Raw genomic sequence first — 21,719 nt, 5'->3', positions numbered from 1 at the left:
ATGAACGCCGCCGCCGCGGCCCGGAGCGGATGCTCCGGGCCGCGGCGGCGGGCGGTCGTGGGTGGTGACGCGGTGGGGTCAGGAAGCCACCGGCGCCATCTTGTCCACGATGCCGGGGTGGGCGTCCATCCACTTCTGGACGCCCTTCTCCTCATTGCCCTTGCCCGCGTCCTGCACGGACGCCTCGAGGCTCGCGAGCTCCTTCTCGCTCATGTGCCACTTCTTCAGCCACCCGGTGAACTCCGGGTACTTCTGCGGGAAGGACTTGTTGGCGAGGGTGTGCAACTGGTTGTTGGCCCCGAACGCCTTCTGCGGGTCCGCCAGCTTGGTGAGCTTGTACTTGTTGTACGCCCAGTGCGGGGACCACAGGACGACGGCCACCGGCTCCTTCTTGGCGTACGAGCGCTGGAGCTGCGCGAGCATCGCCGGGGAGGAGCCGTTGGTGACCTCGTACTCCTTGTCCAGGCCGTACTGCTTGAGGACCTTGGCCTTGAGCAGCTTCATCTCGCCGGTGCCCGGCTCGATGCCGACGATCCTGCCCTTGAAGAGCCCGGACTTCCCCTTGAGGTCCGCCAGGGACTTCACGTCCTTGACGTAGGAGGGCACCGCGATCTCCAGCGAGGTCTTGTCGTACCACGCCCCGACATCGACGAGATTCTTCTTGTACCGGTCCCAGTACGGTTTCTGCGCGACCGGCAGCCAGCCGTCGAATTCGACATCGACCTGTCCGGTGCTCATGCCGGTGAACATCGACCCGACGTCGTACTGCTTGATCTCCGGCTTGTAGCCGCGCCGCTCCAGGACGTTCTTCCACAGATAGGTGGTGGCGATGTCCTCGTCCCACGGGAAGTAGCCGATCTTGGGCGCGGCACCGGCGTCCTTGCCCTTCTGGTCGCCGCCACCGCCGGGCACCGGAGCGAGCTTGTTGGCGATGCCGGGGTTCTCCTTCAGCCAGGCGCGCACGCCCTGCTGCTCGTTGCCCTTGCCCGCGTCCTGGATCGCCGACTCCAGGCTGGTGAGCTGCTTCTCGCTCAGCTTGAAGTGCTTCATCCACTTCGCGACCTGCGGGTTCTCCTTGGAGAAGCCCTTGCGCGCAATGGTGTCGATGTGGTCGCCCTTGCCGAAGGCGCCCTTGGGGTCCTTCAGCTTGGTGAGCTTGTACTTGTCGTACGCCCAGTGCGGGGACCACAGGGTGACGGCGATCGGCTCCTTCTTGGCGTAGGAGCGGTCCAGCTGGGAGAGCATGGCCGCGGTGGAGCCCTTGACCAGGGTGTAGTCCTTGTTCAGGCCGTAGCCGGGCATGACCTTGTCCTGCATCAGCTTCATCTCACCGGCGCCGGGCTCAATGCCGATGATCTTCTTCTGGAAGGTGGAGGACTTGCTCTTGAGGTCCTCCAGGGACTTCACGCCCTTGACGTACGACGGCACCGCGACCTCCAGCGAGGTCTTGTCGTACCAGGAGCCGAGTTTCTCCAGCTTGTCCTTGTACTTCGACCAGTACGTGGCGTGGGTGGCGGGCAGCCAGGCGTCGGTCTGCAGGTCGACGTTGCCCGCGGCCATACCGGTCCACAGGGCGCCGACGTCGTACGACTGCACCTTGGGCTTGAAGCCACGCTGCTCCAGGAGCTCCTTCCACAGGAAGGTGGAGGCGACGCCTTCGTCCCAGTTGATGTAGCCGATGTTGACCGACTGGCCCTTGCCGACGTTGGCGGACACCTTGGGGCCGCTCTCGCCGCCGCCGAACATGCTCATACCGCCGGCGACCAGGGCGAGCACGACGATGCCGACCATGGCGACCGAGGTCGCGGGCCGCCAGTGCAGGACCTTGAGGCCCTTGACCGCCTTGGTCTGCTCCTTGGCCAGCGCACGGCGGGCGAGCGGGGAGACGCGCTGATTGAGCGCGCTGGTCATCCGGTCCAGGTACATGGCCAGGATGACCACCGCGATACCGCCCTCGAAGCCCATGGCCACGTCGACGGAGCTGATCGCCTGGAAGACGGTGGCTCCGAGGCCCGCGGCGCCGACCATACCGGCGATGACGACCATGGACAGCGCCAGCATGATCACCTGGTTGATGCCCGCCATGATGGTGGGCAGGGCGAGCGGCAGCTGGACGCGCAGCAGGGTGCGGCGCGGATGAGTGCCGAAGGCGTCGGCCGCCTCGACCAGCTCCGCATCCACCTGGCGGATGCCCAGTTCCGTCATGCGGACGCCCGGGGGCATCGAGAAGATGACGGTCGCGACGACACCGGGGACCACCCCGAGGCCGAAGAAGAAGATGCCGGGGATCAGGTAGACGAAGGCGGGCATCGTCTGCATGAAGTCCAGCACCGGGCGGATCAGCGTGCTCACGGTGCGGTTACGGGAGGCCCAGATACCCAGCGGCACCGCGAACACGATGGTGATCACACCGGCGACCAGCACCAGGGCGAGGGTGTTCATCGCCTCGTCCCACAGCTGGATCGAATCGATGAGCGCGAATCCCGCGAAGGCGAGAACGGCGGGCAGCAGCCCGCGCAGCCACCAGGCGAGCACCGCGAGGATGCCGGCCAGCAGCAGCGGCTCGGGGGCGCTGAGCACCGAGTTCACCGCGTCGTACATGCCCTGCACGACCGTGGTGATGAAGTCGAAGAACCAGCTCAGGTTGTCGCGGAGCCAGTTGACGCCGGAATTGATCCAGTCGCCGAGCGGAATCCTAGGCATCGGCGATCACCTTCTTTCCGGACTCGGGCGCGTCCGGTTCACCGGGGGAGGTCGGCTTCGCGCCGTCGGGTCCGGTGTCCGGTTCGCCGAGGGCGGCCAGCAGCCGGGCGCGGGAGACCACGCCGACGAGCGAGCCGTTGTCGTCGGTCACGGCGACCGCGACACCACTGCGGGAGCAGGGGGTGAACAGCTCGATGATCGGGGTGTCCTCGGTGACGGTGGCCGGGGCCGCGTCCAGGACGTCCCGCTCGGTGCGCAGCGTGGTGCCGTCGTCGGTGGTGGTGCCCAGCGCCTCGGCGGGGTCGGTCATGATCGCTCCGGCGGTGAGCACCCGGCTGCGGTCGACGTCCTGGATGAAGGAGGCGACGTAGTCATTGGCCGGGGAGACCAGGATGTCCTCGGCGCTGCCGATCTGGACGATCCGGCCGTCGCGCATGACGGCGATGCGGTCGCCGAGCCGCATGGCCTCGTTGAGGTCATGGGTGATGAAGACGATCGTCTTCTTGAGCCGCTTCTGGAGCTGGAGCAGCTGGTCCTGCATATCGCGGCGGATCAGCGGGTCCAGCGCGCTGAAGGACTCGTCCATCAGCAGCAGGTCGGCGTCGGTGGCCAGGGCGCGGGCGAGGCCGACGCGCTGCTGCATACCGCCGGACAGCTCGTCGGGCCAGGAGCGCTCCCAGCCGCCGAGGCCCACCAACTCCAGCGCCTCGGTGGCGCGCTGGAACCGCTCCTTGCGCGGTATGCCCTGGACCTCCAGGCCGTAGGCCGCGTTCTCCAGCACACTGCGGTGCGGGAAGAGGGCGAAGTGCTGGAAGACCATGCTGATCTTGTGGGAGCGCACCTGGCGCAGATCGCGCGGCTCCAGTCCGGTCAGATCCTGGCCGTCGAAGTGGACACGTCCCGCGGTCGGCTCCAGCAGTCCGTTGAGCATCCGCAGCAGGGTGGACTTACCGGACCCGGACAGACCCATGACGACGAATATCTGGCCCGCCTCGACGTCGAAGGAGGCGTCGATGACCGCCGCCGTCGTACCCTCCGCGCGCAAGCTCTCACGGTCGGTGCCGCCCTCGAGTTTCGCCACCGCCTCATCAGGTCGTCTGCCGAACACCTTGTACAGGCGTTCAGCGCGCAGCTTGGACACACACACCTCTCAGATAGCACCAAAAAACGACCCGCCACCCCCGCCGGCGGGTCGTGGAGCGACGCGATATCGGACCGCATGCCCCATGCAATAGTTGAATTATTGAACGGGTCCGCTCCGGCAGCGCGCTTGCCCTGATTCGGCTGACGCAAACCCTACAGTGACTCACCTCACACTCCCCGCGCGTTGATGTCGGCGGAGTGCGGCATCATGCGAGGCGTGACGCGACGCCTGATGCTTCTCGATACCGCCTCTCTCTACTTCCGAGCCTATTTCGGAGTGCCGGATTCAGTCAGAGCTCCGGACGGCACTCCGGTGAACGCCGTGCGTGGACTGCTCGACTTCATCGCCCGGCTGGTGCAGGACCACCGGCCGGACGATCTGGTGGCCTGTATGGACTTCGACTGGCGGCCCGGCTGGCGGGTCGCCCTGATCCCCACCTACAAGGCGCACCGGGTGGCCGAGGAGGCCCCCGAGGGCGAGGGAGTGGACGAGGAAGAGGTGCCGGACACCCTCTCCCCACAGGTCCCGGTGATCGACGCGGTGCTGGACGCGGTGGGTATCGCCCGAGTGGGCGCCGCGGACTACGAGGCGGACGACGTGATCGGCACCCTCGCCGGGCGGGCCACCGGGCCGGTCGACATCGTCACCGGTGACCGCGATCTGTTCCAGCTGGTCGACGACGGGCGGCAGGCGCGGGTGCTCTATCCGGTGAAGGGGGTCGGCACCCTCCAGCTGGTGGACGAGGCGCATTTGCGCGAGAAGTACGGAGTGGACGGCCCGGGGTACGCGGATCTGGCGCTGCTGCGCGGCGACCCGAGCGACGGACTGCCCGGGGTGCCCGGGATCGGCGAGAAGACCGCGGCCAAGCTGCTCGCCGCCCATGGCGATCTGGCCGGGATCATGGCCGCCGTGGACGACCCGACCTCGAAGCTGACGCCTTCACAGCGCAAGCGGCTGGACGAGGCGCGACCGTATGTCGCGGTGGCCCCGAAGGTGGTACGGGTGGCCCACGACGTCCCGCTGCCCGCCTTCGACCCCGCGCTGCCGCGGCGGCCCCGCGATCCGCGGGCACTGGGCGCACTGGAGGAGCGCTGGGGTTTGGGCGGATCTTTGCACCGCCTCCTGTCCACCCTGGAGGGATGAGCTGTTAGGTTAGGTAAACCTAACTCTTGTTGATCAGGGAGACCGCCATGGCAGAGCGTCCGGCCCGCAGGGTTCCTCGGCCCCACCGTGCCCAGGTGGTGCGCACCGACCGGCTCACCCCCCATATGGTGCGGGTGGTGCTGGGCGGTGACGGCCTGGCCGAGTTCTCCGCGGGCGAGTGGACCGACCACTACGTCAAGCTGCTCTTCCCGGCTCCGGGCGTGAGCTATCCGGAGCCGTTCGACATCGAGCGGATCCGGGCCGATTTCCCTCGCGCCCAGTGGCCGGTAACGCGTACGTACACGGTGCGCGCCTGGGATCCGGCGGCGGGTGAGCTGACCCTCGACTTCGTGGTCCACGGTGACGAGGGGCTGGCCGGACCCTGGGCGCGGCAGGCCGCACCGGGCCAGGAGATCCATCTGCTGGGGCCGGGCGGTGGGTACGCCCCCAGTGCGGACGCGGACTGGCATCTGCTCATGGGGGACGAGAGCGCGCTGCCCGCGATCGCCACCGCGCTGGAGCGGCTCGCCAGGGAGCCTGCCGGGCCCGGCGGCGCGGACCGCGCTCCGGTGCGCGCCTTCGTGGAGGTCGCGGGCCCGGAGGAGGAGCAGAAACTGACCGTGCCGGAGGGGGCCGATGTCGTCTGGCTGCACCGGGGCGGAGCGCCGGTGGGTGAGGCGCTGGTGGACACCGTGCGCTCGCTGGAGTTCCCACCGGGCCAGGTGCACGCCTTCGTCCACGGCGAGGCGGGTTTTGTGAAGGAGATCCGCCGCCATCTGCGTCTGGAGCGACAGGTCGCGCGCGAGTGGCTGTCGATCTCCGGCTACTGGCGGCGCGGTCACAACGAGGACGGCTGGCAGGCGTCCAAGCGGGAGTGGAACGAGCAGGTGGAAGCGGAACAGGAGGGCGCCGCGGCGTAGGGAGCGTGCCGCGGCGTGAGGACCGTACGGGCCTCGGTTCGCCACTGGGATGCGGCGTGGCCGGGGTCCACTGCCCCGCGGACGGTCAGACCGACCGCCGGTAGGAGCGGAAGGTACGGGTCGACAGCCACACCGCGACGGCCGCGAGCCCGAGCAGCGCCCCGCCACGGCCGGGCACCCGGCCCCGGTCCGGGTCGGCGGACATGGCCGAACGGCGTGCGGTCAGCGCCCAGTTGACGGGGCTGACGTCGGCGAAGTGCCGCACCCGGCCCGGCATCAGGGCGGGGCCATGAAGGTGGAGAAGAGGAACGCCCGGGACCGGATGGTCCAGATACGAAGTGGCGCCGAAGCCGCCGAGGTCGAATACCTTGCGGAAGGGGCGAGCCGAAGAGGAACCGCCAGTTCACCGGCTGGATGAGATTGATCACCAGGAAAACGGGCTGCCGCAGGACCGTAGTCAGCTGACGCTGAGCCATGTACCAGGTCCAGGTCACGGCCGTGCTCACCGGGCACCTCCGGTGAGGTCCGCCGGTACAGGCGCCTCGGCCGCGGCTTCCGCCTCGGAGAAGCTGCGGCCCGCGCAGCGCAGATGGACATCGTCGAGGGAAGGGCGGGCGACGGTCGCGAGGGCGGTGCCCGCCCGGTCCAGGACGGCGGTGCCTCGCCCGTTCCAGGGTGGCGAGCAGGGCGGGCACGGCGGAGGCGCCGTCGTCGGCGCGGACACTGATCGCCGCCCTCGAGGTCACCTCGTGCACGCCGGACAGGAAGCCGAGCGTGTCACGCAGCGACGTCCGGTGGCCATCGACGATGGACTCGCGCAGCAACAGCAAGTGGACGGCGTCGCCGCACAGTTCACCTTGAGTCCGTATAACCGGCCCTGGAGCAGCAGGTTCTCCCGACCGGTGGCCACCGGGTCGGCGCCGGACCACTGCGCGACGACGCCGATGGCGCCGCGCACCCGGCCGGGGTGGCGGAGCGCGTGCAGCCGGTACTCGGTCTCGATGACGAAGACCCCCGTGGAGATCCTTGGCGAGGATCTCCAGCGTGCCGCTCGCGAGTTCGCCGAACACGTCAAGTGGCGCGTATCGCGACTTCCGCGAAGAGCGACGAGGCGCGCTCCGGCACGCATGACAACTTTCAGAGTTTTAACTCTATTTTCATATCAATTCCCGAATGCTCCAATTACACCTATCGCCCGCATCACCCGGTCGCTTTAATCAATCTCAGCAAGGTTGACGGCGCCCGAGATTCCGGCGCCGATTCGCCTTCACGCCGCATCACCTGCCCCAGGCGCCGGCCCCGAGGCGACAGGTCTTCGCGCTTCCCCCACACCGAGATGGCACGCGCGGCCATGAACCGCGCCGGCCATCGGCCTGCTCTTCACACGAACGGAATGAGCGGAACCCACCGAAGGAGAAACACTCATGGCAACCATCACCTCGCTCAGCCCCACCCAGGGCCACAGCGGGCAGACGCTCACCATCACCGGAACCGGCCTGGGGGCCACGACCAAGGTGAACTTCGGGGCGAAGTCGGTGGCCCCCGCCACCGTGAGTCCCACCACGGTCACCGTCGTCATCCCGGTGCTGTGTTGCGGCCAGGTGGCCGTCAGCGTGACCAGCAGCTCCAACACGACCAGCAACTCCATGCCGTTCTTCTACATCTGCACGCCGGACTGCGGTGGGCTGAGCACCGTGTGCGGGCCCGCGGCCGGTGGCACCTCGGTCACGGTCTACGGCAGTAACTTCCTGACCGCGACTGGCGTCACCGTCGGCGGCACCGCGGCCGCCGGGACGTTCCCGCCCGCCTCGGACACCCAGGTCACCATCACCACTCCCGCGCACACCATGCCGGTCGGTGCCTGCACCGACACGGTGGACGTCATCGTCGCCACCGCCGGTGGTTCCACCATCCCGGTCGGCAACCTCTGCCAGTTCACCTACTACGCGGCTCCGGCCATCACCACCGTCAGCCCCTCGACAGGACCGGTCGGCTCGACCATCACCATCACCGGCACCTGCCTCCTCGACGCGAGCGACGTGTCGTTCCACTTCGGAGCCACCGCCGTCCCGGCGAACTTCGTGAACGTCTCCGACACCCAGATCACCGCCACCGTGCCCGCCACGCTCATCTCCGGCAACACGTACGACGTCAGCGTCACAACCTGCGGTGGCACCGCCAACGCCGTTCTCGCCTTCACCGTCGCCTGACCGGTCGGCCACGACCGGGCATCGACGGCACAACCACACAGTCGCCCCCGTCCGCACCCCGTGACGCGGAGCGGAGCAAGCCGCCGCGCCCTGGCCGACATCTGTCAGCCGGGGCGCGGTCGCCTGAGAGGCACGAGAAGGAGAACATGATGGCCCCTGTAGTGACCAGCGTCAGTCCCGCCCAAGGCGTTCCGGCGGGAGGCACCTCCGTCATCATCACGGGCACCGGATTCACCGGCGCCACCGTGGTCAGGTTCGGCGCCAACCTGGCCACCAACGTCGTCGTCGTGAGCAACACGCAGATCACGGCCAAGACGCCTCCGGGAACCGGCACGGTCAACGTCACGGTCACCGGGCCGAGCGGGACCAGCAGCCAGACCGTCTCCTTCACCTACACCACGGTCGCGGCTCCCGCCCTCACCGCCCTCAACCCCACATCCGGCCCCACCACCGGCGGAAACACCGTCACCATCACCGGCACCAACCTCACCAGCGCCACCCAAGTCCTCTTCGGAGCCACCCCCGCCACCATCCTCACCAACACCACCACCCAGATCACCGCCACCGCACCCCCAGGCACCGGAACCGTCAACGTCACCGTCACCACCCCCAGCGGCACCAGCAACCCACTCCCCTACACCTACACCGCCGTCCCGGCACCCACCCTCACCGCCCTCAACCCCACATCCGGCCCCACCACCGGCGGAAACACCGTCACCATCACCGGCACCAACCTCACCAGCGCCACCCAAGTCCTCTTCGGAGCCACCCCCGCCACCATCCTCACCAACACCACCACCCAGATCACCGCCACCGCACCCCCAGGCACCGGAACCGTCAACGTCACCGTCACCACCCCCAGCGGCACCAGCAACCCACTCCCCTACACCTACACCGCCGTCCCGGCACCCACCCTCACCGCCCTCAACCCCACATCCGGCCCCACCACCGGCGGAAACACCGTCACCATCACCGGCACCAACCTCACCAGCGCCACCCAAGTCCTCTTCGGAGCCACCCCCGCCACCATCCTCACCAACACCACCACCCAGATCACCGCCACCGCACCCCCAGGCACCGGAACCGTCAACGTCACCGTCACCACCCCCAGCGGCACCAGCAACCCACTCCCCTACACCTACACCGCCGTCCCGGCACCCACCCTCACCGCCCTCAACCCCACATCCGGCCCCACCACCGGCGGAAACACCGTCACCATCACCGGCACCAACCTCACCAGCGCCACCTCCGTGAAGTTCGGCCTCAACAACGCCACCATCCTCACCAACACCACCACCCAGATCACGGTCGCCGCGCCCGCGGGGGCACCGTCGTCGGTCAACGTCACGGTCACCACCCCCGGCGGCACCAGCAATCCGCTGCCGTACTTCTACATCGCCGCGCCGACCGTCAGCGATGTCGACCCACACTTCGGGCCCGCCACCGGGAGCAACACGGTCACCATCTTCGGCACCAATCTGACGCTCACCAGTGCCGTGCTCTTCGGGGCCACTCCGGCCACCGGCATCACCGTGGTCTCCAACAGCCAGCTGACAGTCATCGCACCGGCCGGGACCGGGACGGTCGGGGTCACCGTCACCACGCCGGGTGGCACCAGCGTCGTGGGGCCCGGGAACCCGTACTACACCTATCTCGGGGCTCCGGTCCTCACCACGCTGACCCCGCCGCAGGGCCCGGACACCGGCGGCGACTCGGTCGTCCTCACTGGCATCAACCTGACCTACACCGACACGGTGACCTTCGGCGGCATCCCAACCTCCTTCGCCGCGATCTCCGACACCCAGGTCGTTGCGACGAGCCCGCCCGGGGCACCCGGCACTGTCAATGTCCAGGTCCACACCCCGGCCGGCAACAGCAACACCCTGCCGTACACCTACGAAGCGACATGATCCGGCCGCCCCACGGCGACCGGTGACCGTCAGCCGACCGAGGAGTACGCCACGACGCCGCGCAGCAGCCCGTCGACCGCACGACGGGCGCTGCGCGCCACCGTGCCCTCGGGGGCCGCGGCCGCGATCTGGCCGAGCACATCGATGACTTGCTTGCTCCAGCGCACGAAGTCACCTGCGGGCATGTCGATTTCGCGCAGCACCTCGTCCAGACCGTGCCCGGACGCCCAGCGGTAGGCGGCCCAGGCGAAGCCGAGGTCGGGCTCGCGCTGGCCGACGCCCTCGGCCTGGTTGATCTTGTGCTCCTCCTCCAGGGCGTCCAGCCGTCCCCAGATGCGCACCATCTCGCCCAGCGCCTCCTTGGCGCGGCCCGCGGGCAGCTTGGGCGGCAGCGCGTCGTCCGCGGCGCGCGCCTCGTAGACGAGGGCCGAGGCGCACGCGGCCAGCTCGGCGGGGGCCAGGCCCTCCCAGACGCCGTCGCGCAGACACTCGCTGGCGAGCAGATCCAGCTCGCCGTAGAGCCGGGCGAGCCGCTTGCCGTGGTCGGTGACCTCGTCACTGCGCAGATAGTCCAGCTCGGTCAGGAGCGCGCAGATCCGGTCGAAGGTGCGGGCGATGGTGTTCGTCCGGCCCTCGATCCGCCGCTCCAGTTGCCTGGTGTCACGCAGCAGCCGGTGGTAGCGCTCGCCCCAGCGGGCGTGGTCCTCGCGGTCGGAGCAGCCGTGGCAGGGGTGGGCGCGCAGGGCTGCGCGCAGCCGTGTGATCTCGGTGTCGTCGGCGGCGGCCGAACGCTCCTTGCGGTGGCGGCGCACATCGTGGTGACCGGCCTTGGTGCGCAGCGCGGAGGCCAGGTCCCGGCGGGACTGGGGGCTGCGCGGATTGAACGACCGGGGGATCCGCATCCGGTCCAGCGGCTCGACCGGGACCGGGAAGTCGATCGAGGCGAGCCGCTTGACCTGGCGCTCGGCGGTGAGGACCAGCGGCCGCGGCCCGTCGTGGTGGTCGAAGCCGCGATGGCCGTTGGAACGGCCCGCGGGCAGCCCGGGGTCCAGCACCAGCGCGAGCCCGGCGAACTTGCCGGTGGGCACATGGATGACATCGCCCGGCCGCAGCTTCTCCAGCGCGACCGCGGCGGCCGCCCGGCGCTGGGCCACACCCTGCCGGGCGAGCTCGCTCTCCCGGTCCTTCAACTCACGGCGCAGCCGGGCGTATTCGTCGAAGTCACCGAGGTGGCAGGTCATGGAGGCGCGGTAGCCCTGGAGGCCCTCCTCGTTCCGCTGGACCTGGCGGGAGATGCCGACGACCGCCTTGTCGGCCTGGAACTGCGCGAAGGAAGTCTCCAGCAGCTCGCGCGAGCGGTGCCGCCCGAACTGCGAGACCAGATTGACCGCCATGTTGTACGACGGCCTGAAGGAGGAGCGCAGCGGATAGGTGCGGGTGCCGGCGAGCCCGGCGAGCCCGGCCGGGTCCATGGCGCGCTGCCACAGCACCACCGCATGGCCCTCGACGTCGATACCGCGCCGTCCGGCCCGGCCGGTCAACTGGGTGTACTCACCGGGGGTGATGTCGGCGTGCTGCTCGCCGTTCCACTTGACCAGCTTCTCCAGCACCACCGAGCGGGCGGGCATGTTGATGCCGAGTGCCAGGGTCTCGGTGGCGAAAACCGCCTTGACCAGACCGCGGGTGAACAGCTCCTCGACGACCTCCTTGAAGGTGGGGAGCATTCCGGCGTGGTGGGCGGCGATGCCCCGCTCCAGGCCCTCCAGCCATTCGAAGTACCCCAGGACATGGAGGTCTTCGTCCGGGATGCCCGCGGTGCGCTCCTCGACTATGGACCGCACCTGGGCACGCGCCGTGTCGTCGTTGAGCCTCAGCCCGGCGTACAGGCACTGCTGGACGGCCGATTCACAGCCCGCGCGGCTGAAGATGAAGGTGATGGCGGGCAACAGCCCCTCGGCGTCGAGCCGGTCGATGACCTCGGGTCTGCCCGGGGTCCAGATCCGGCTGCGCTGACGGCGCTCGCGCTCCCGGTCGGCCTCCCGCATCGAGCGGCCGCGGCGCTTGTCGCGGCCGAGGGAGGGGCGGCTGTTCTCCATCCGGGCCAGCCGGACCAGATCGGGGTTGACCTCACGGCGGCCGCGTTGGTCGCCGTCCTGGCCGTTCTTCTCCTCGAAGAGGTCGTACATCCGGCGCCCGGCGAGCACATGCTGCCACAGCGGCACCGGGCGGTGCTCGGAGACGATCACCTCGGTGTCCCCGCGGACGGTGTCCAGCCAGTCGCCGAACTCCTCGGCGTTGGAGACCGTGGCGGACAGTGACACCAGGGTCACCGACTCCGGGAGGTGGATGATGACCTCTTCCCAGACCGCTCCGCGGAACCGGTCGGAGAGGTAGTGGACCTCGTCCATCACCACATAGCCCAGGCCGAGCAGCGACTGCGAGCCCGCGTAGAGCATGTTGCGCAGCACCTCGGTGGTCATGACGACCACCGGGGCCTCGGAGTTGACGCTGTTGTCGCCGGTGAGCAGGCCGACCTTGTCGGCGCCGTAGCGCTTGACGAGGTCGGTGTACTTCTGGTTCGACAGCGCCTTGATGGGCGTGGTGTAGAAGCACTTACGGCCCTGGGTCAGCGCCAAGTGGACGGCGAACTCGCCCACGATGGTCTTGCCCGAGCCGGTGGGGGCGGCGACCAGCACGCCCTTGCCGGTTTCCAGGGCCTTGCACGCCTCGATCTGGAAGTCGTCCAGCGCGAAGTCGTACATCTCGCGGAAGGGGGCCAGCGCGGTGGCCTGCTCGGCGGCCCGGACCCGGGCCGCGGCATAGCGCTCGGCGGGAGATAGCTCGTCGGTCATCGTACGTACGAGACTACCGGCCACCTCCGACAGCGCACGCGATCTTTATCCGGGCTTTGTTCCGCCCTGGGTCAGCAGCCCGGCGGCCGCACCGCGCGGTGGCCGCTGGGGCGGTCACCGTCCGCGTACGCGGGGCCGCGTCAGGTGACGTCGTCGTAGCCGTTCCGCCGGGTGGGGCCGGACTCGTCGTCACCGCCGGTCAGCTCCGCCGGGGTGGCACTGGCGCCGACCGCCTCGGGCGTCAGATCCAGGTGCGACGCCTCGTCGTCGTCCAGGCCGAAGTCGGGATCGGCGGCCTGGCGGCGTGCCTTGCGCCGGTCGTTGAGCAGCGCGATGCCGCAGGCGCCGAAGTAGAGCACGGTGACCGGCCCGGCCAGGGCGAACATACCGACCGGGTCGGTGCTCGGGGTCGCGACGGCACCGAAGACGGTGATGCCCATGATCATGCCCCGCCACCAGCCGATCATCCGGCGGCCGCTGAGGATACCGGTGAAGTTCAGCAGGAGCAGCAGCAGCGGAAGCTCGAAGGCGAGCCCGAAGACCACGATCATGCGGGCCAGCAGATCGAGGAAGTCGTCCAGCGGGAGAAGGTTGTTGGCGCTCTCGGGGGTGAAGCCGAGCAGCACCTCGGCGGTGGTCGGCAGGATCATGTAGGCGAAGAAGGCCCCGCCGACGAACAGCGGCACCCCGAGCCCGACGAAGAACAGGCCGTACTTCTTCTCGTTGCGGTGCAGACCGGGCGCGAGGAACGCCCACAGCTGGTAGAGCCAGATCGGGGTGGCGAGGACCACACCGGCGGTGAAGGAGACCTTCAGCATGATGGTGAACGGCGACAGCAGACCGTTCACGGTGAATTCCGCGCACCGCTTCCCGGCGTCCTTACCGCCGTCACCGGTGAGCTGGGACATCCGCGTCCCGTCGGGGCAGCCGACGGAGTCCAGAACCGGCTTCATCAGGAAGTCGACGATGTCCTTGTAGAAGAACATCGCCACGATGGTGATCACGCTGATCGCCAGGACCGACTTCAGCAACCGGTTGCGCAGCTCACGCAGGTGCTCCGCGAGGGGCATCCGCCCCTCAGGGTCCTTCTCCGTCTTGCGGGCAGACTTGAGCAACCCACGTCCTCATCTCGTGCGTCAGACGGCGGCTCGTCCAGGCCGCCTCCAAGTGGCCCTCGGTCAGCGCTTGGTGGTGTCGCTCGGCTCGGAGACCGGACGCGAACTGGTGACATCACCCGGGGCGGCCTGGATGGTGCGGTGCGCGCTCTGGTCCTGACCGGGGGTGGGCGGGTCGGCCGGGGCGTTCTGCTGCTGCTGGCCGTCCGACTTCATCGCCTTGGCCTCGCTCTTGAGGATCCGGGCGGACTTGCCCAGGGAGCGCGCCATGTCGGGGAGCTTCTTCGCGCCGAACAGCAGCACGACCACGACCAGGATGAGGATGATCTCGGGGGCGCCGAGCCTTCCGAACATAAGCGTCTACCTTCTCACCGAGACGGCTGGGGGTGGGGCTGCCGGACTGGTCGGACGTACATCCGGTCGCCGTACTGTCAGCGATCGTAGCGCGCACGGGTAAACCCGGGGCAATCCCCATGCAGACGCCTGGTTGCGGCCCTCCGCCTCGAGTCCAGGGCCGCGAAAAACCAGCGTACCTCGGGTGTCTGGCTCCCAGCAGGGTGCCCGCACCCGGGGTTCCAGGCGCGTCAGTCGCGGTCGGTGGCGGCGGCCGGTGCGGCCGGCCCGCTGCCGCGCAGCGCGTCCACCTGGGAGCCGAGCGGCGCGGTCGCCCGCTCCAGGTCCTCCGCGGCCCGGCTGATCCGCCGCGAGCTCTCGGCCACCTGCCGGGACAGTCTGCGCGTCTCCGCGTAGACCCGCATCGCGCACAGCGCGAGTACGGCGATTCCGCAGAAGGCGAGGGAGAGTGCGAGCATCGGCCAGAGCATGACGCAGAGCCTAGCGCCGCGTCAGCCAAGGTTCGCCCCGCTCGCCGCCCAGACGGCGTGGGCTGATCCACGAAGATCGACAGGACAGGACCTACACCGTGGAATGCAGCCGCAGCGTACGCACCCCGCCGCCGGTGAGCAGCTCCACGATCCGCTCCCCGGCCGGTTTGCGCACCGCCGAACCGCAGTCCGGGCAGGTGAAGGAGTAGAAGGTGGTGCGGTGGCTGGCGCCGATCGCCAGCCGGAGCGCCCCCGCGGCCAGCTCGAAGCGGCTGCGGCAGTCCGGGCAGGCTGCCTTGAAGAGCACTGAGGCGGGATTCCTCCCAGGGGTCACTATGTGCATCCCTTCACTCACCGTACGCCGCGAGCGCCCGCTGCGCCGCGTCCCGCGCACTGTCCGCGAGGCCCCGCGGGGAGACGATCCGGCCGTCCCTGCCCAGCCGGAGCGCCAGTCGCCGCAGCGAACCGGGGTCGGGGGTGCGCAGGGTGATCCGCAGCCCGCCGTCGGGCAGCTCCTCCGCGCTGTCGTGCGGGTAGTACTCGGCGACCCAGCGCCCGCCGGGGGCCACCTCGATGACCACCTCGGGGTCCTCCGCGCCGGTCTGCACCAGTCCGGTGGACAGGTCCGACAGATCGCGCAGCTCGATCCGCGGCGGGTCGGACGCCTCGTCCAGCAGCTTGATCTCCACGACCCGGTCCAGCCGGAAGGTGCGCCGCGCCTCGGAGAGCCGGCACCACGCCTCCATATAGGTGCGGCCGACGGCGAACAGCCGGATCGGGTCGACCTCCCGCTCGGTGATCTCGTCGCGCGCGGGTGAGTAGTAGCGCAGCCACAGCCGCCGCCGCTCGGAGATGGCCCGGTCGACGTCGGCGAAGACACCGCCCTCGGACTCGAAGGTGACCGAGAGCCGGGCGCTGGCCCCGGCCGCCTCGCCCGCGGCGGCCTCCAGCTTGGCGGTGGCGCGCAGCAGCGCGTCCCGGTCACTCTCGCGCAGCCCGGGGAGGGTGGCCACGGCGCGGGCGGCCACCAGCAGCGCGGTGGCCTCGTCGGCTGCCAGCCGCAACGGTGCGGCGACATCGTCGGGGTTGTGCCACCAGATGCGGTCACCGTCGGTGTCGATGTCGAGCAGGTCCCCGCCGCGGAAGCTGGTGCCGCACAGCGGCAGCACATCGAGGTCGGAGATCAGCTCGTCCTCGCTGATACCGAAGGCGCGGGCGACGTCGGCGACCCGGGCACCGGGGCGCTCCCGCAGATACGTCACCAGCGACAGCATCCGGCGGGTCTGGTCAATGGCGTTTCCGGCCATATGAAGTCGGTCCGTCCCCTCAGCCCTTGGCCACGGCGCGCAGCCGGTCGACGACATCCGCCCGCAGTTCGTCGGGCGCCAGCACCACCACGTCCGGGCCGAACTCCACCAGCCAGGCGTCCAGCCCGTGCCCGTACGGGATCTCCAGCTCGTCCCAGCCGTCCCCGGCACCGGTGGTGGACAGCGCCTTGGCCCGCAGCGGATAGCCGTGGCCGGAGCGCAGCCGGATCCGGGCGGTGCGGGTGGCGGTCTCCCCCGACCACCGCTCCACGGTCTCGCGGACGGTGACGTGGTCGGGCACCTCGGCGGTGTAGGCGCCGGTGCGCAGCCGGACCCGGCCGCAGATCCGAGAGAGCCGGAAGACCCGCTCGGCGGCTCGCTCACGGTCCCATCCGGCCAGGTACCACTGGCCGCGCCAGCACTCCAGCGCCCAGGGCTCGACTTGGCGCGGCTCGGGGCGGGCGGCGTTGGCCTTGCGGTAGTCGAAGACGACGGGGCGGCGGTCCCGGCAGGCGAGCATCAGCGGTTCGAAGGCCGCCTCGTGGACCGGGATATGCGGCTCCAGCGCGCTGTGCGCCTGGGTGTCGTACGGGTCCTCGGCGACCGGCATCCCGGCGGCGCGCAGCTTCTGCAACGCGCCGCTGGCGGCACCCGCGAGCCGGGCCTGCTGCCAGACCTTGGCGGCCAGGCCCAGAGCGGCGGCCTCCTCGGCGTCCAGGGTGATGGGGGGCAGCCGGTTGCTGTCGCGGCGGGCGAGATAGCCGATCTCGCCGTCGATGCCCTCCACCGTCTCGATGACCAGGCCGAGTTCGCGCAGATCGTCCTTGTCGCGCTCGAACATGCGGTTGAAGGCGTCGTCGTTGCCGCCGCTCGCTGCGCCACCTGCCTCCAGGTACGCCTCGATGGAGCCGCGCAACTCCCGTTTGGTCAGCGGGCGCCGGGTTCCCAGCAGGCACAGCGCCAGATTCATCAGCCGCTCGGCCTTGGCAATCGCCATCGACGCCCTTTCTCTGTGACCTTACGACCGTGACCGTACCGCTACCGGGACGCGGGGCAAAAGCCGAGGGCCCCTGCCCGCAGGCAGGGGCCCTCGGCGGGGCTCACCCGGGTCTCAGGCGGAGACCAGGTCGCAGACGAAGATCAGCGTCTCGCCCGGCTTGATCCGGCCACCGGCGCCGCGGTCACCGTAGGCCAGGTGCGGCGGGATGATCAGCTGGCGGCGTCCGCCGACCTTCATGCCCTGGAGACCCTGGTCCCAGCCGGGGATGACCTGGCCGACACCGAGCTGGATCCGCAGCGGGGTGTTGCGGTTGTAGCTGGCGTCGAACTCCTCGCCGGTGCTGAAGGCCACGCCGACGTAGTGGACGGCGATGTTGCTGCCGGCCTTGGCCTCGGGGCCGTCACCCTCCCAGATGTCCTTGATCTGAAGATCGGCCGGCGGCTCGCCACCCGGGAAGTCGACCTCGGGCTTCTCGATGCTCACGAAATTGCTCCTCGTTACGTTGTGGGCAACCCGCACAGTCTTACAGAACCGCCAGGATGTCGACGGAGAAGACCAGTGTGGAGTTGGCCGGAATGCCCGGCTTGGCCTCGTTCTTGTAGCCCAGGTCGGGCGGAACGACGATCAGCACCCGGCTGCCCACCTTCTTGCCCGTGAGCCCCTGGGACCAGCCCTTGACGACCTGCTGGAGGGAGAACTGGGCCAGCTCGCCGCGCTTGTAGGTGGAGTCGAACTGCTTGCCGTTCTTCCACAGCACGCCCTTGTACTGGACGAGCAGCGCGTCGGACTTCTTCACCTTCGGGCCGTCGCCCTCGATGACGTACTCCGAGACCAGCTTCTTCGGCTCGGGCTTCTTGGGGACGGTGATGGTGGGGGCCTTGCCGTCGGTGTTGTCGGACACCTTGGGCAGGTCGATGTTGCTCTGGGCCACCTTGTCGCCCTTGGCCGAGCTCTTGCCGTTGAAACGGTTCACGACGTCGATGACGAACACCAGCGTGTCGGTGCCCTTGATGCCCGCCTGCGGTTGGCCCTGCTTGCCGTAGGCGAAGGCGGGCGGCACCGCGAGCTCCAGTCGGCTGCCGACGTTCCGCTTCACCAGCGCCTGGTCCCAGCCCGGGATGACCTGGCCGGCGCCCAGCTGGAACGTGGCCGGCTTGTGCTTGTCGAATGACTGGTCGAGGACCTTGGCGGAGCTCCAGATCTGGCCCAGATAGTTGACCTGGAGGAAGTCCTTCTTGGCCGTGGTCGGGCCGTTCCCCTTGATGACCGTCTTGACCGCCAGGTCGGACGACGGCTTGCCCGTCCCCTTGGCAATCTTCGGCTTCTCACCGAATTCCTTGCCGGAGGTGATGGGGGGCACCGGTCCGCTCACGATCTTGCCGGTGGGGGCCGGCGACGGCGTCGGGCTGGTGGGCTCCTTGGACGGTGATGCCTTGTCGGATCCTGACTTGTCGTCACCGCAGCCCGCCAGCGTCAGCAGGCCCGCGGGCACGGCAAGGAGTACGGAGCGTCGGCGCACGGAGTCCTCGTTACGTAGATCTTGCGATGGACGATGCGCGTCACTCTACGTTGTACGGCGGGCCCCGTCCGAGGAACGCACGGGGCCCGCACGGAACATAAGCCGTCCGCCGCCTCACATACCGGCGATGAGTTTCTCCACCCGGTCGTCGACCGACCGGAACGGGTCCTTGCACAGCACGGTGCGCTGCGCCTGGTCATTGAGCTTCAGATGCACCCAGTCCACGGTGAAATCGCGGCGCTGCTCCTGGGCACGGCGGATGAAGTCGCCGCGCAGCCGGGCGCGGGTGGTCTGCGGGGGAACCGACTTGCCCTCGAAGATTTTCAGGTCGTTGCAGACCCGGGCCGCCTGACCACGCTTCTCCAGCAGGTAGTAGAGCCCCCGGCGGCGATGGATGTCGTGGTAGGCGAGGTCTATCTGGGCGATGCGCGGATGGGACATGGTGATGTTGTTCTTGGCCCGGTACCGCTCGATGAGCCTGTACTTCATCACCCAGTCGATTTCGGTTTCGATCCGGTCCAGCTCCTCGGTGCGGACCGCCTCCAGGGTGCGGCCCCACAGCTCCAGGACGCGCTCGACGGTGCCGGTACGGATACCGCGGCGGTCGCAGAAGTCGACGGCCTTCTCGTAGTACTCCTGCTGGACCTCCAGGGCGGATGCCTCACGCCCGCTGGCCAGCCGCACCTTGCGCTGACCGGTGATGTCATGGCTGACCTCGCGGATGGCCCGGATCGGGTTCTCCAGGGTCAGATCGCGCATCACCGTGCCCGCCTCGATCATGCGGAGCACCAGGTCGGTGGCGCCGACCTTGAGCAGCATGGTGGTTTCGGACATGTTGGAGTCGCCGACGATGACATGCAGCCGGCGGTAGCGCTCGGCGTCGGCGTGCGGCTCGTCGCGGGTGTTGATGATCGGCCGGGAGCGGGTGGTGGCGGAGCTGACGCCCTCCCAGATGTGCTCGGCCCGCTGACTGACGCAGTAGACCGCGCCGCGCGGGGTCTGGAGCACTTTGCCCGCCCCGCACAACAGCTGCCGCGTCACCAGGAACGGGATGAGAATATCGGCGAGCCGGGAGAACTCCCCGTGACGGGCCACCAGATAGTTCTCATGGCAGCCGTAGGAGTTGCCCGCCGAGTCGGTGTTGTTCTTGAAGAGATAGACGTCGCCCGCGATTCCCTCCTCGTGCAGGCGGCGCTCTGCGTCCACGAGCAGACCCTCGAGAATGCGCTCGCCTGCCTTGTCGTGGGTGACCAGCTCGGTCACGTTGTCGCACTCGGGGGTTGCGTATTCCGGGTGCGAGCCCACGTCGAGATAGAGGCGGGCGCCGTTGCGCAGGAAGACGTTGCTGCTGCGGCCCCAGGAGACGACACGGCGGAAGAGGTACCGCGCCACTTCGTCAGGAGACAGCCGGCGCTGTCCCCTGAATGTGCACGTGACGCCGTACTCGTTCTCCAGCCCGAAAATGCGGCGGTCCATGCCTGAACATTACGCCTGATGGCCTGCTCTGAAACCGGGTTCGGCCGCACGGTTGCGATCATTTTCCGCGGCGGGTGAACAGAGCGCCGGGAGAAGCGGATCGGAAACCGGGTCCGGACCCGGCTCGGCGGGCGACTACGCGACCGGCTCGGTGCGGGGTCCGGTGCCCGGCTCGGTGGCGGGTTCGGCGGCCGGATCAGTACCTGGCTCGGTGCCCGGCTTGGTGTCCGGCTTGGTGTCCGGCTTGGTGTCCGGCTTGGCGAGAAATCGCCGGGCGGCCAGCAGCACCGCCAGCCCGGCGGCTCCGGCGATCCCGGGGACGGCGAACCCCGGGCCCACGCCCCCGAACTCGACCGCCGGTCCGGCGGCGGCCGTTCCCACCGCGTTGCCGACCACGAAGGTGGTCACCAGCCAGGAGAACGCCTCGGTGACGGTACCGCTGGGGGCGTGCCGGTCGACCACGATGAACGCGCAGGCCAGCGCCGGGGCCAGAAACACACCCGCCACCCCGGCCAGGACCGTCATCGGCACCACACCGGGCACCAGCATCAGCGGCAGATAGCCCAGCGCGAGCGCGGCCACCAGCACCAGCAGCCGCCGTTCCGGCGCTCCGGCCCACGGGCGGGCCCCGTAGACCACCCCGCCGACCAGCGCGCCCACACCGAGCGCGGACAGCAGATAGCTGGCGACCATGCCGCCGCCGTGCTCGTCCGCGTAGGCGACCGAGGCCACCGCTATGGCCCCGAGAGCCAGTCCGATGAAGAAGAACGAGCCGAGCAGCACCAGCAGCCCTGGTGAGCGCAGCGCGCCCAGCCAGTGCGCCTCGCGCGGTGCGGAGCGCCACGCGCGGGACGGTGGCGACGCCACGACCGACAGCGCGCCCGCGACCCCGAGGGCGTTGATGACCAGCAGCGCGGCCCCCTCCGACCACACCGCCACCACCAGGGTGACCAGCAGCGGGCCGACCGCGAACATCACCTCCTGCGCCACCGCGTCCAGCGCGTAGGCGGCGTGGATGCGGTCCTCACGCCCCAGCACGCTCGGCCACAGCGCCCGCAGCCCGCCCTCCAGCGGCGGGGTGAAACCGCCCGCGATCAGCATCGCGGCGTAGGCCACCGGCAGCGGGTCGAGCCCGACTGCCACGAACAGCGCCATACCGAGCGCGGACACCACCGCGGCCGGCAGCATCACCCGCGGCTGGCCGAGGCGGTCCACGGCCCGGCCCAGCAGTGGCTGGCCGATGGCGTTGGCCGCGCCGTAGACGGCCGACAGCGCCCCGGCCAGGGCGTAACTGCCGCCCTCCGCGCGGGCGAAGAGCAGCACCGCGATGGAGGCCGTGGCGTTCGGCAGCCGTCCGACGAGCGTGCCGGTGAGCAGCCGCGCCGCATGGCGCGTACGCAGCAGGTCCCCGTAGCCAGCCGCCATCGTGCGTTGCCTCCTCGTGGGTCGGTGAGTCCGTGGGGTGTGGTGCCCCGCGGTTCATGGTCGCGTTTTACGTATAACGTCCGTCGTCATACGTACCATGGCCGCCAGCCGCGGGTCCACTCCCGGGCACGCGAACGGGGCGGATCGCCGGACACGGCGGAGGGAAGCGGA

17 protein-coding genes and 2 pseudogenes are annotated in these 21,719 nt (G+C 69.4%); 4 read left to right on the top strand and 15 right to left on the bottom strand.

What is annotated here, in order from left to right; genetic code table 11:
• Positions 1-78: 78 nt before the first annotated feature.
• Together AC4BEG_RS28520 and AC4BEG_RS28515 are read right to left on the bottom strand one after the other, a co-directional pair.
• Complete coding sequence (locus tag AC4BEG_RS28520) at positions 79-2,703, bottom strand: ABC transporter permease/substrate binding protein (protein ID WP_490702590.1); 2,625 nt, start codon at positions 2,701-2,703, stop codon at positions 79-81.
• Entirely contained in the window at positions 2,696-3,844 is a 1,149-nt protein-coding gene (locus tag AC4BEG_RS28515; protein ID WP_490702589.1) for a quaternary amine ABC transporter ATP-binding protein, read from the bottom strand. The genes AC4BEG_RS28520 and AC4BEG_RS28515 overlap by 8 nt, the downstream gene beginning before the upstream one ends.
• Before the next feature lie 189 nt (positions 3,845-4,033).
• Here AC4BEG_RS28515 and AC4BEG_RS28510 point away from each other — a divergent pair, with 189 nt between their 5' ends.
• Positions 4,034-4,990, top strand: coding sequence for a 5'-3' exonuclease (locus AC4BEG_RS28510; protein ID WP_490702588.1), 957 nt, complete (start codon positions 4,034-4,036; stop codon positions 4,988-4,990).
• A gap of 47 nt (positions 4,991-5,037) precedes the next feature.
• The gene (locus tag AC4BEG_RS28505; protein WP_490702587.1) at positions 5,038-5,910 is read left to right on the top strand and encodes a siderophore-interacting protein; all 873 of its coding nucleotides are present in this window, start codon (positions 5,038-5,040) and stop codon (positions 5,908-5,910) included.
• 85 nt (positions 5,911-5,995) lie between these two features.
• Here AC4BEG_RS28505 and AC4BEG_RS28500 read toward each other — a convergent pair.
• Positions 5,996-6,416: pseudogene (locus tag AC4BEG_RS28500) on the bottom strand (hypothetical protein).
• Positions 6,413-6,886: pseudogene (locus tag AC4BEG_RS28495) on the bottom strand (hypothetical protein); the annotation flags it as partial. The pseudogenes AC4BEG_RS28500 and AC4BEG_RS28495, both read right to left, overlap by 4 nt.
• A gap of 448 nt (positions 6,887-7,334) precedes the next feature.
• On the opposite strand from AC4BEG_RS28495, the gene AC4BEG_RS28490 reads away from it, so the two are divergent.
• Both AC4BEG_RS28490 and AC4BEG_RS28485 read left to right on the top strand, forming a co-directional pair.
• Positions 7,335-8,120 carry an IPT/TIG domain-containing protein gene (locus AC4BEG_RS28490; protein ID WP_490702586.1) on the top strand — a complete coding sequence of 262 codons (786 nt, stop codon included), beginning with the start codon at positions 7,335-7,337 and terminating at the stop codon, positions 8,118-8,120.
• Between the two features lie 146 nt (positions 8,121-8,266).
• Positions 8,267-10,030 carry an IPT/TIG domain-containing protein gene (locus AC4BEG_RS28485; RefSeq protein ID WP_490702585.1) on the top strand — a complete coding sequence of 588 codons (1,764 nt, stop codon included), beginning with the start codon at positions 8,267-8,269 and terminating at the stop codon, positions 10,028-10,030.
• A gap of 29 nt (positions 10,031-10,059) precedes the next feature.
• Here the strand turns inward: AC4BEG_RS28485 and AC4BEG_RS28480 are convergent, their stop codons facing one another.
• From AC4BEG_RS28480 to AC4BEG_RS28430, 11 genes are all read right to left on the bottom strand, one after another.
• The gene (locus AC4BEG_RS28480; RefSeq protein ID WP_490702584.1) at positions 10,060-12,882 is read right to left on the bottom strand and encodes a DEAD/DEAH box helicase; all 2,823 of its coding nucleotides are present in this window, start codon (positions 12,880-12,882) and stop codon (positions 10,060-10,062) included.
• A gap of 140 nt (positions 12,883-13,022) precedes the next feature.
• Positions 13,023-13,997 carry a twin-arginine translocase subunit TatC gene (tatC, locus tag AC4BEG_RS28475; protein WP_490702583.1) on the bottom strand — a complete coding sequence of 325 codons (975 nt, stop codon included), beginning with the start codon at positions 13,995-13,997 and terminating at the stop codon, positions 13,023-13,025.
• Positions 13,998-14,060: 63 nt separating this feature from the next.
• The gene (gene tatA / locus AC4BEG_RS28470) at positions 14,061-14,351 is read right to left on the bottom strand and encodes a Sec-independent protein translocase subunit TatA (protein ID WP_490702582.1); all 291 of its coding nucleotides are present in this window, start codon (positions 14,349-14,351) and stop codon (positions 14,061-14,063) included.
• Positions 14,352-14,581: 230 nt separating this feature from the next.
• A complete protein-coding gene (locus tag AC4BEG_RS28465) occupies positions 14,582-14,809 on the bottom strand; it encodes a hypothetical protein (protein ID WP_490702581.1) in 228 nt (75 codons plus the stop codon).
• A 103-nt stretch (positions 14,810-14,912) separates the two neighbouring features.
• Positions 14,913-15,164: a hypothetical protein gene (locus tag AC4BEG_RS28460; protein WP_490702580.1), complete on the bottom strand. Its 252-nt coding sequence runs from the start codon at positions 15,162-15,164 to the stop codon at positions 14,913-14,915.
• A 4-nt stretch (positions 15,165-15,168) separates the two neighbouring features.
• Complete coding sequence (locus tag AC4BEG_RS28455) at positions 15,169-16,128, bottom strand: helix-turn-helix transcriptional regulator (protein ID WP_490702579.1); 960 nt, start codon at positions 16,126-16,128, stop codon at positions 15,169-15,171.
• Positions 16,129-16,147: 19 nt separating this feature from the next.
• Positions 16,148-17,125 (bottom strand): helix-turn-helix transcriptional regulator, encoded by a 978-nt coding sequence (locus AC4BEG_RS28450; RefSeq protein WP_490702578.1) that lies wholly within the window; start codon positions 17,123-17,125, stop codon positions 16,148-16,150.
• 114 nt (positions 17,126-17,239) lie between these two features.
• Positions 17,240-17,611 carry an FKBP-type peptidyl-prolyl cis-trans isomerase gene (locus AC4BEG_RS28445; protein WP_490702577.1) on the bottom strand — a complete coding sequence of 124 codons (372 nt, stop codon included), beginning with the start codon at positions 17,609-17,611 and terminating at the stop codon, positions 17,240-17,242.
• Between the two features lie 40 nt (positions 17,612-17,651).
• Positions 17,652-18,647, bottom strand: a complete 996-nt coding sequence (locus tag AC4BEG_RS28440; protein ID WP_490702576.1) for an FKBP-type peptidyl-prolyl cis-trans isomerase — start codon at positions 18,645-18,647, stop codon at positions 17,652-17,654.
• A gap of 114 nt (positions 18,648-18,761) precedes the next feature.
• The gene (pafA, locus tag AC4BEG_RS28435; RefSeq protein WP_490702575.1) at positions 18,762-20,123 is read right to left on the bottom strand and encodes a Pup--protein ligase; all 1,362 of its coding nucleotides are present in this window, start codon (positions 20,121-20,123) and stop codon (positions 18,762-18,764) included.
• A gap of 135 nt (positions 20,124-20,258) precedes the next feature.
• Entirely contained in the window at positions 20,259-21,548 is a 1,290-nt protein-coding gene (locus AC4BEG_RS28430) for an MFS transporter (RefSeq protein ID WP_490702574.1), read from the bottom strand.
• Positions 21,549-21,719: the final 171 nt, after the last annotated feature.

This window comes from Streptomyces sp. JLBJ103 (genome assembly GCF_058215575.1).
The sequence above is the reverse complement of the archived record's forward strand: the minus strand, read 5'-3'. Positions and strand labels throughout refer to the sequence as shown.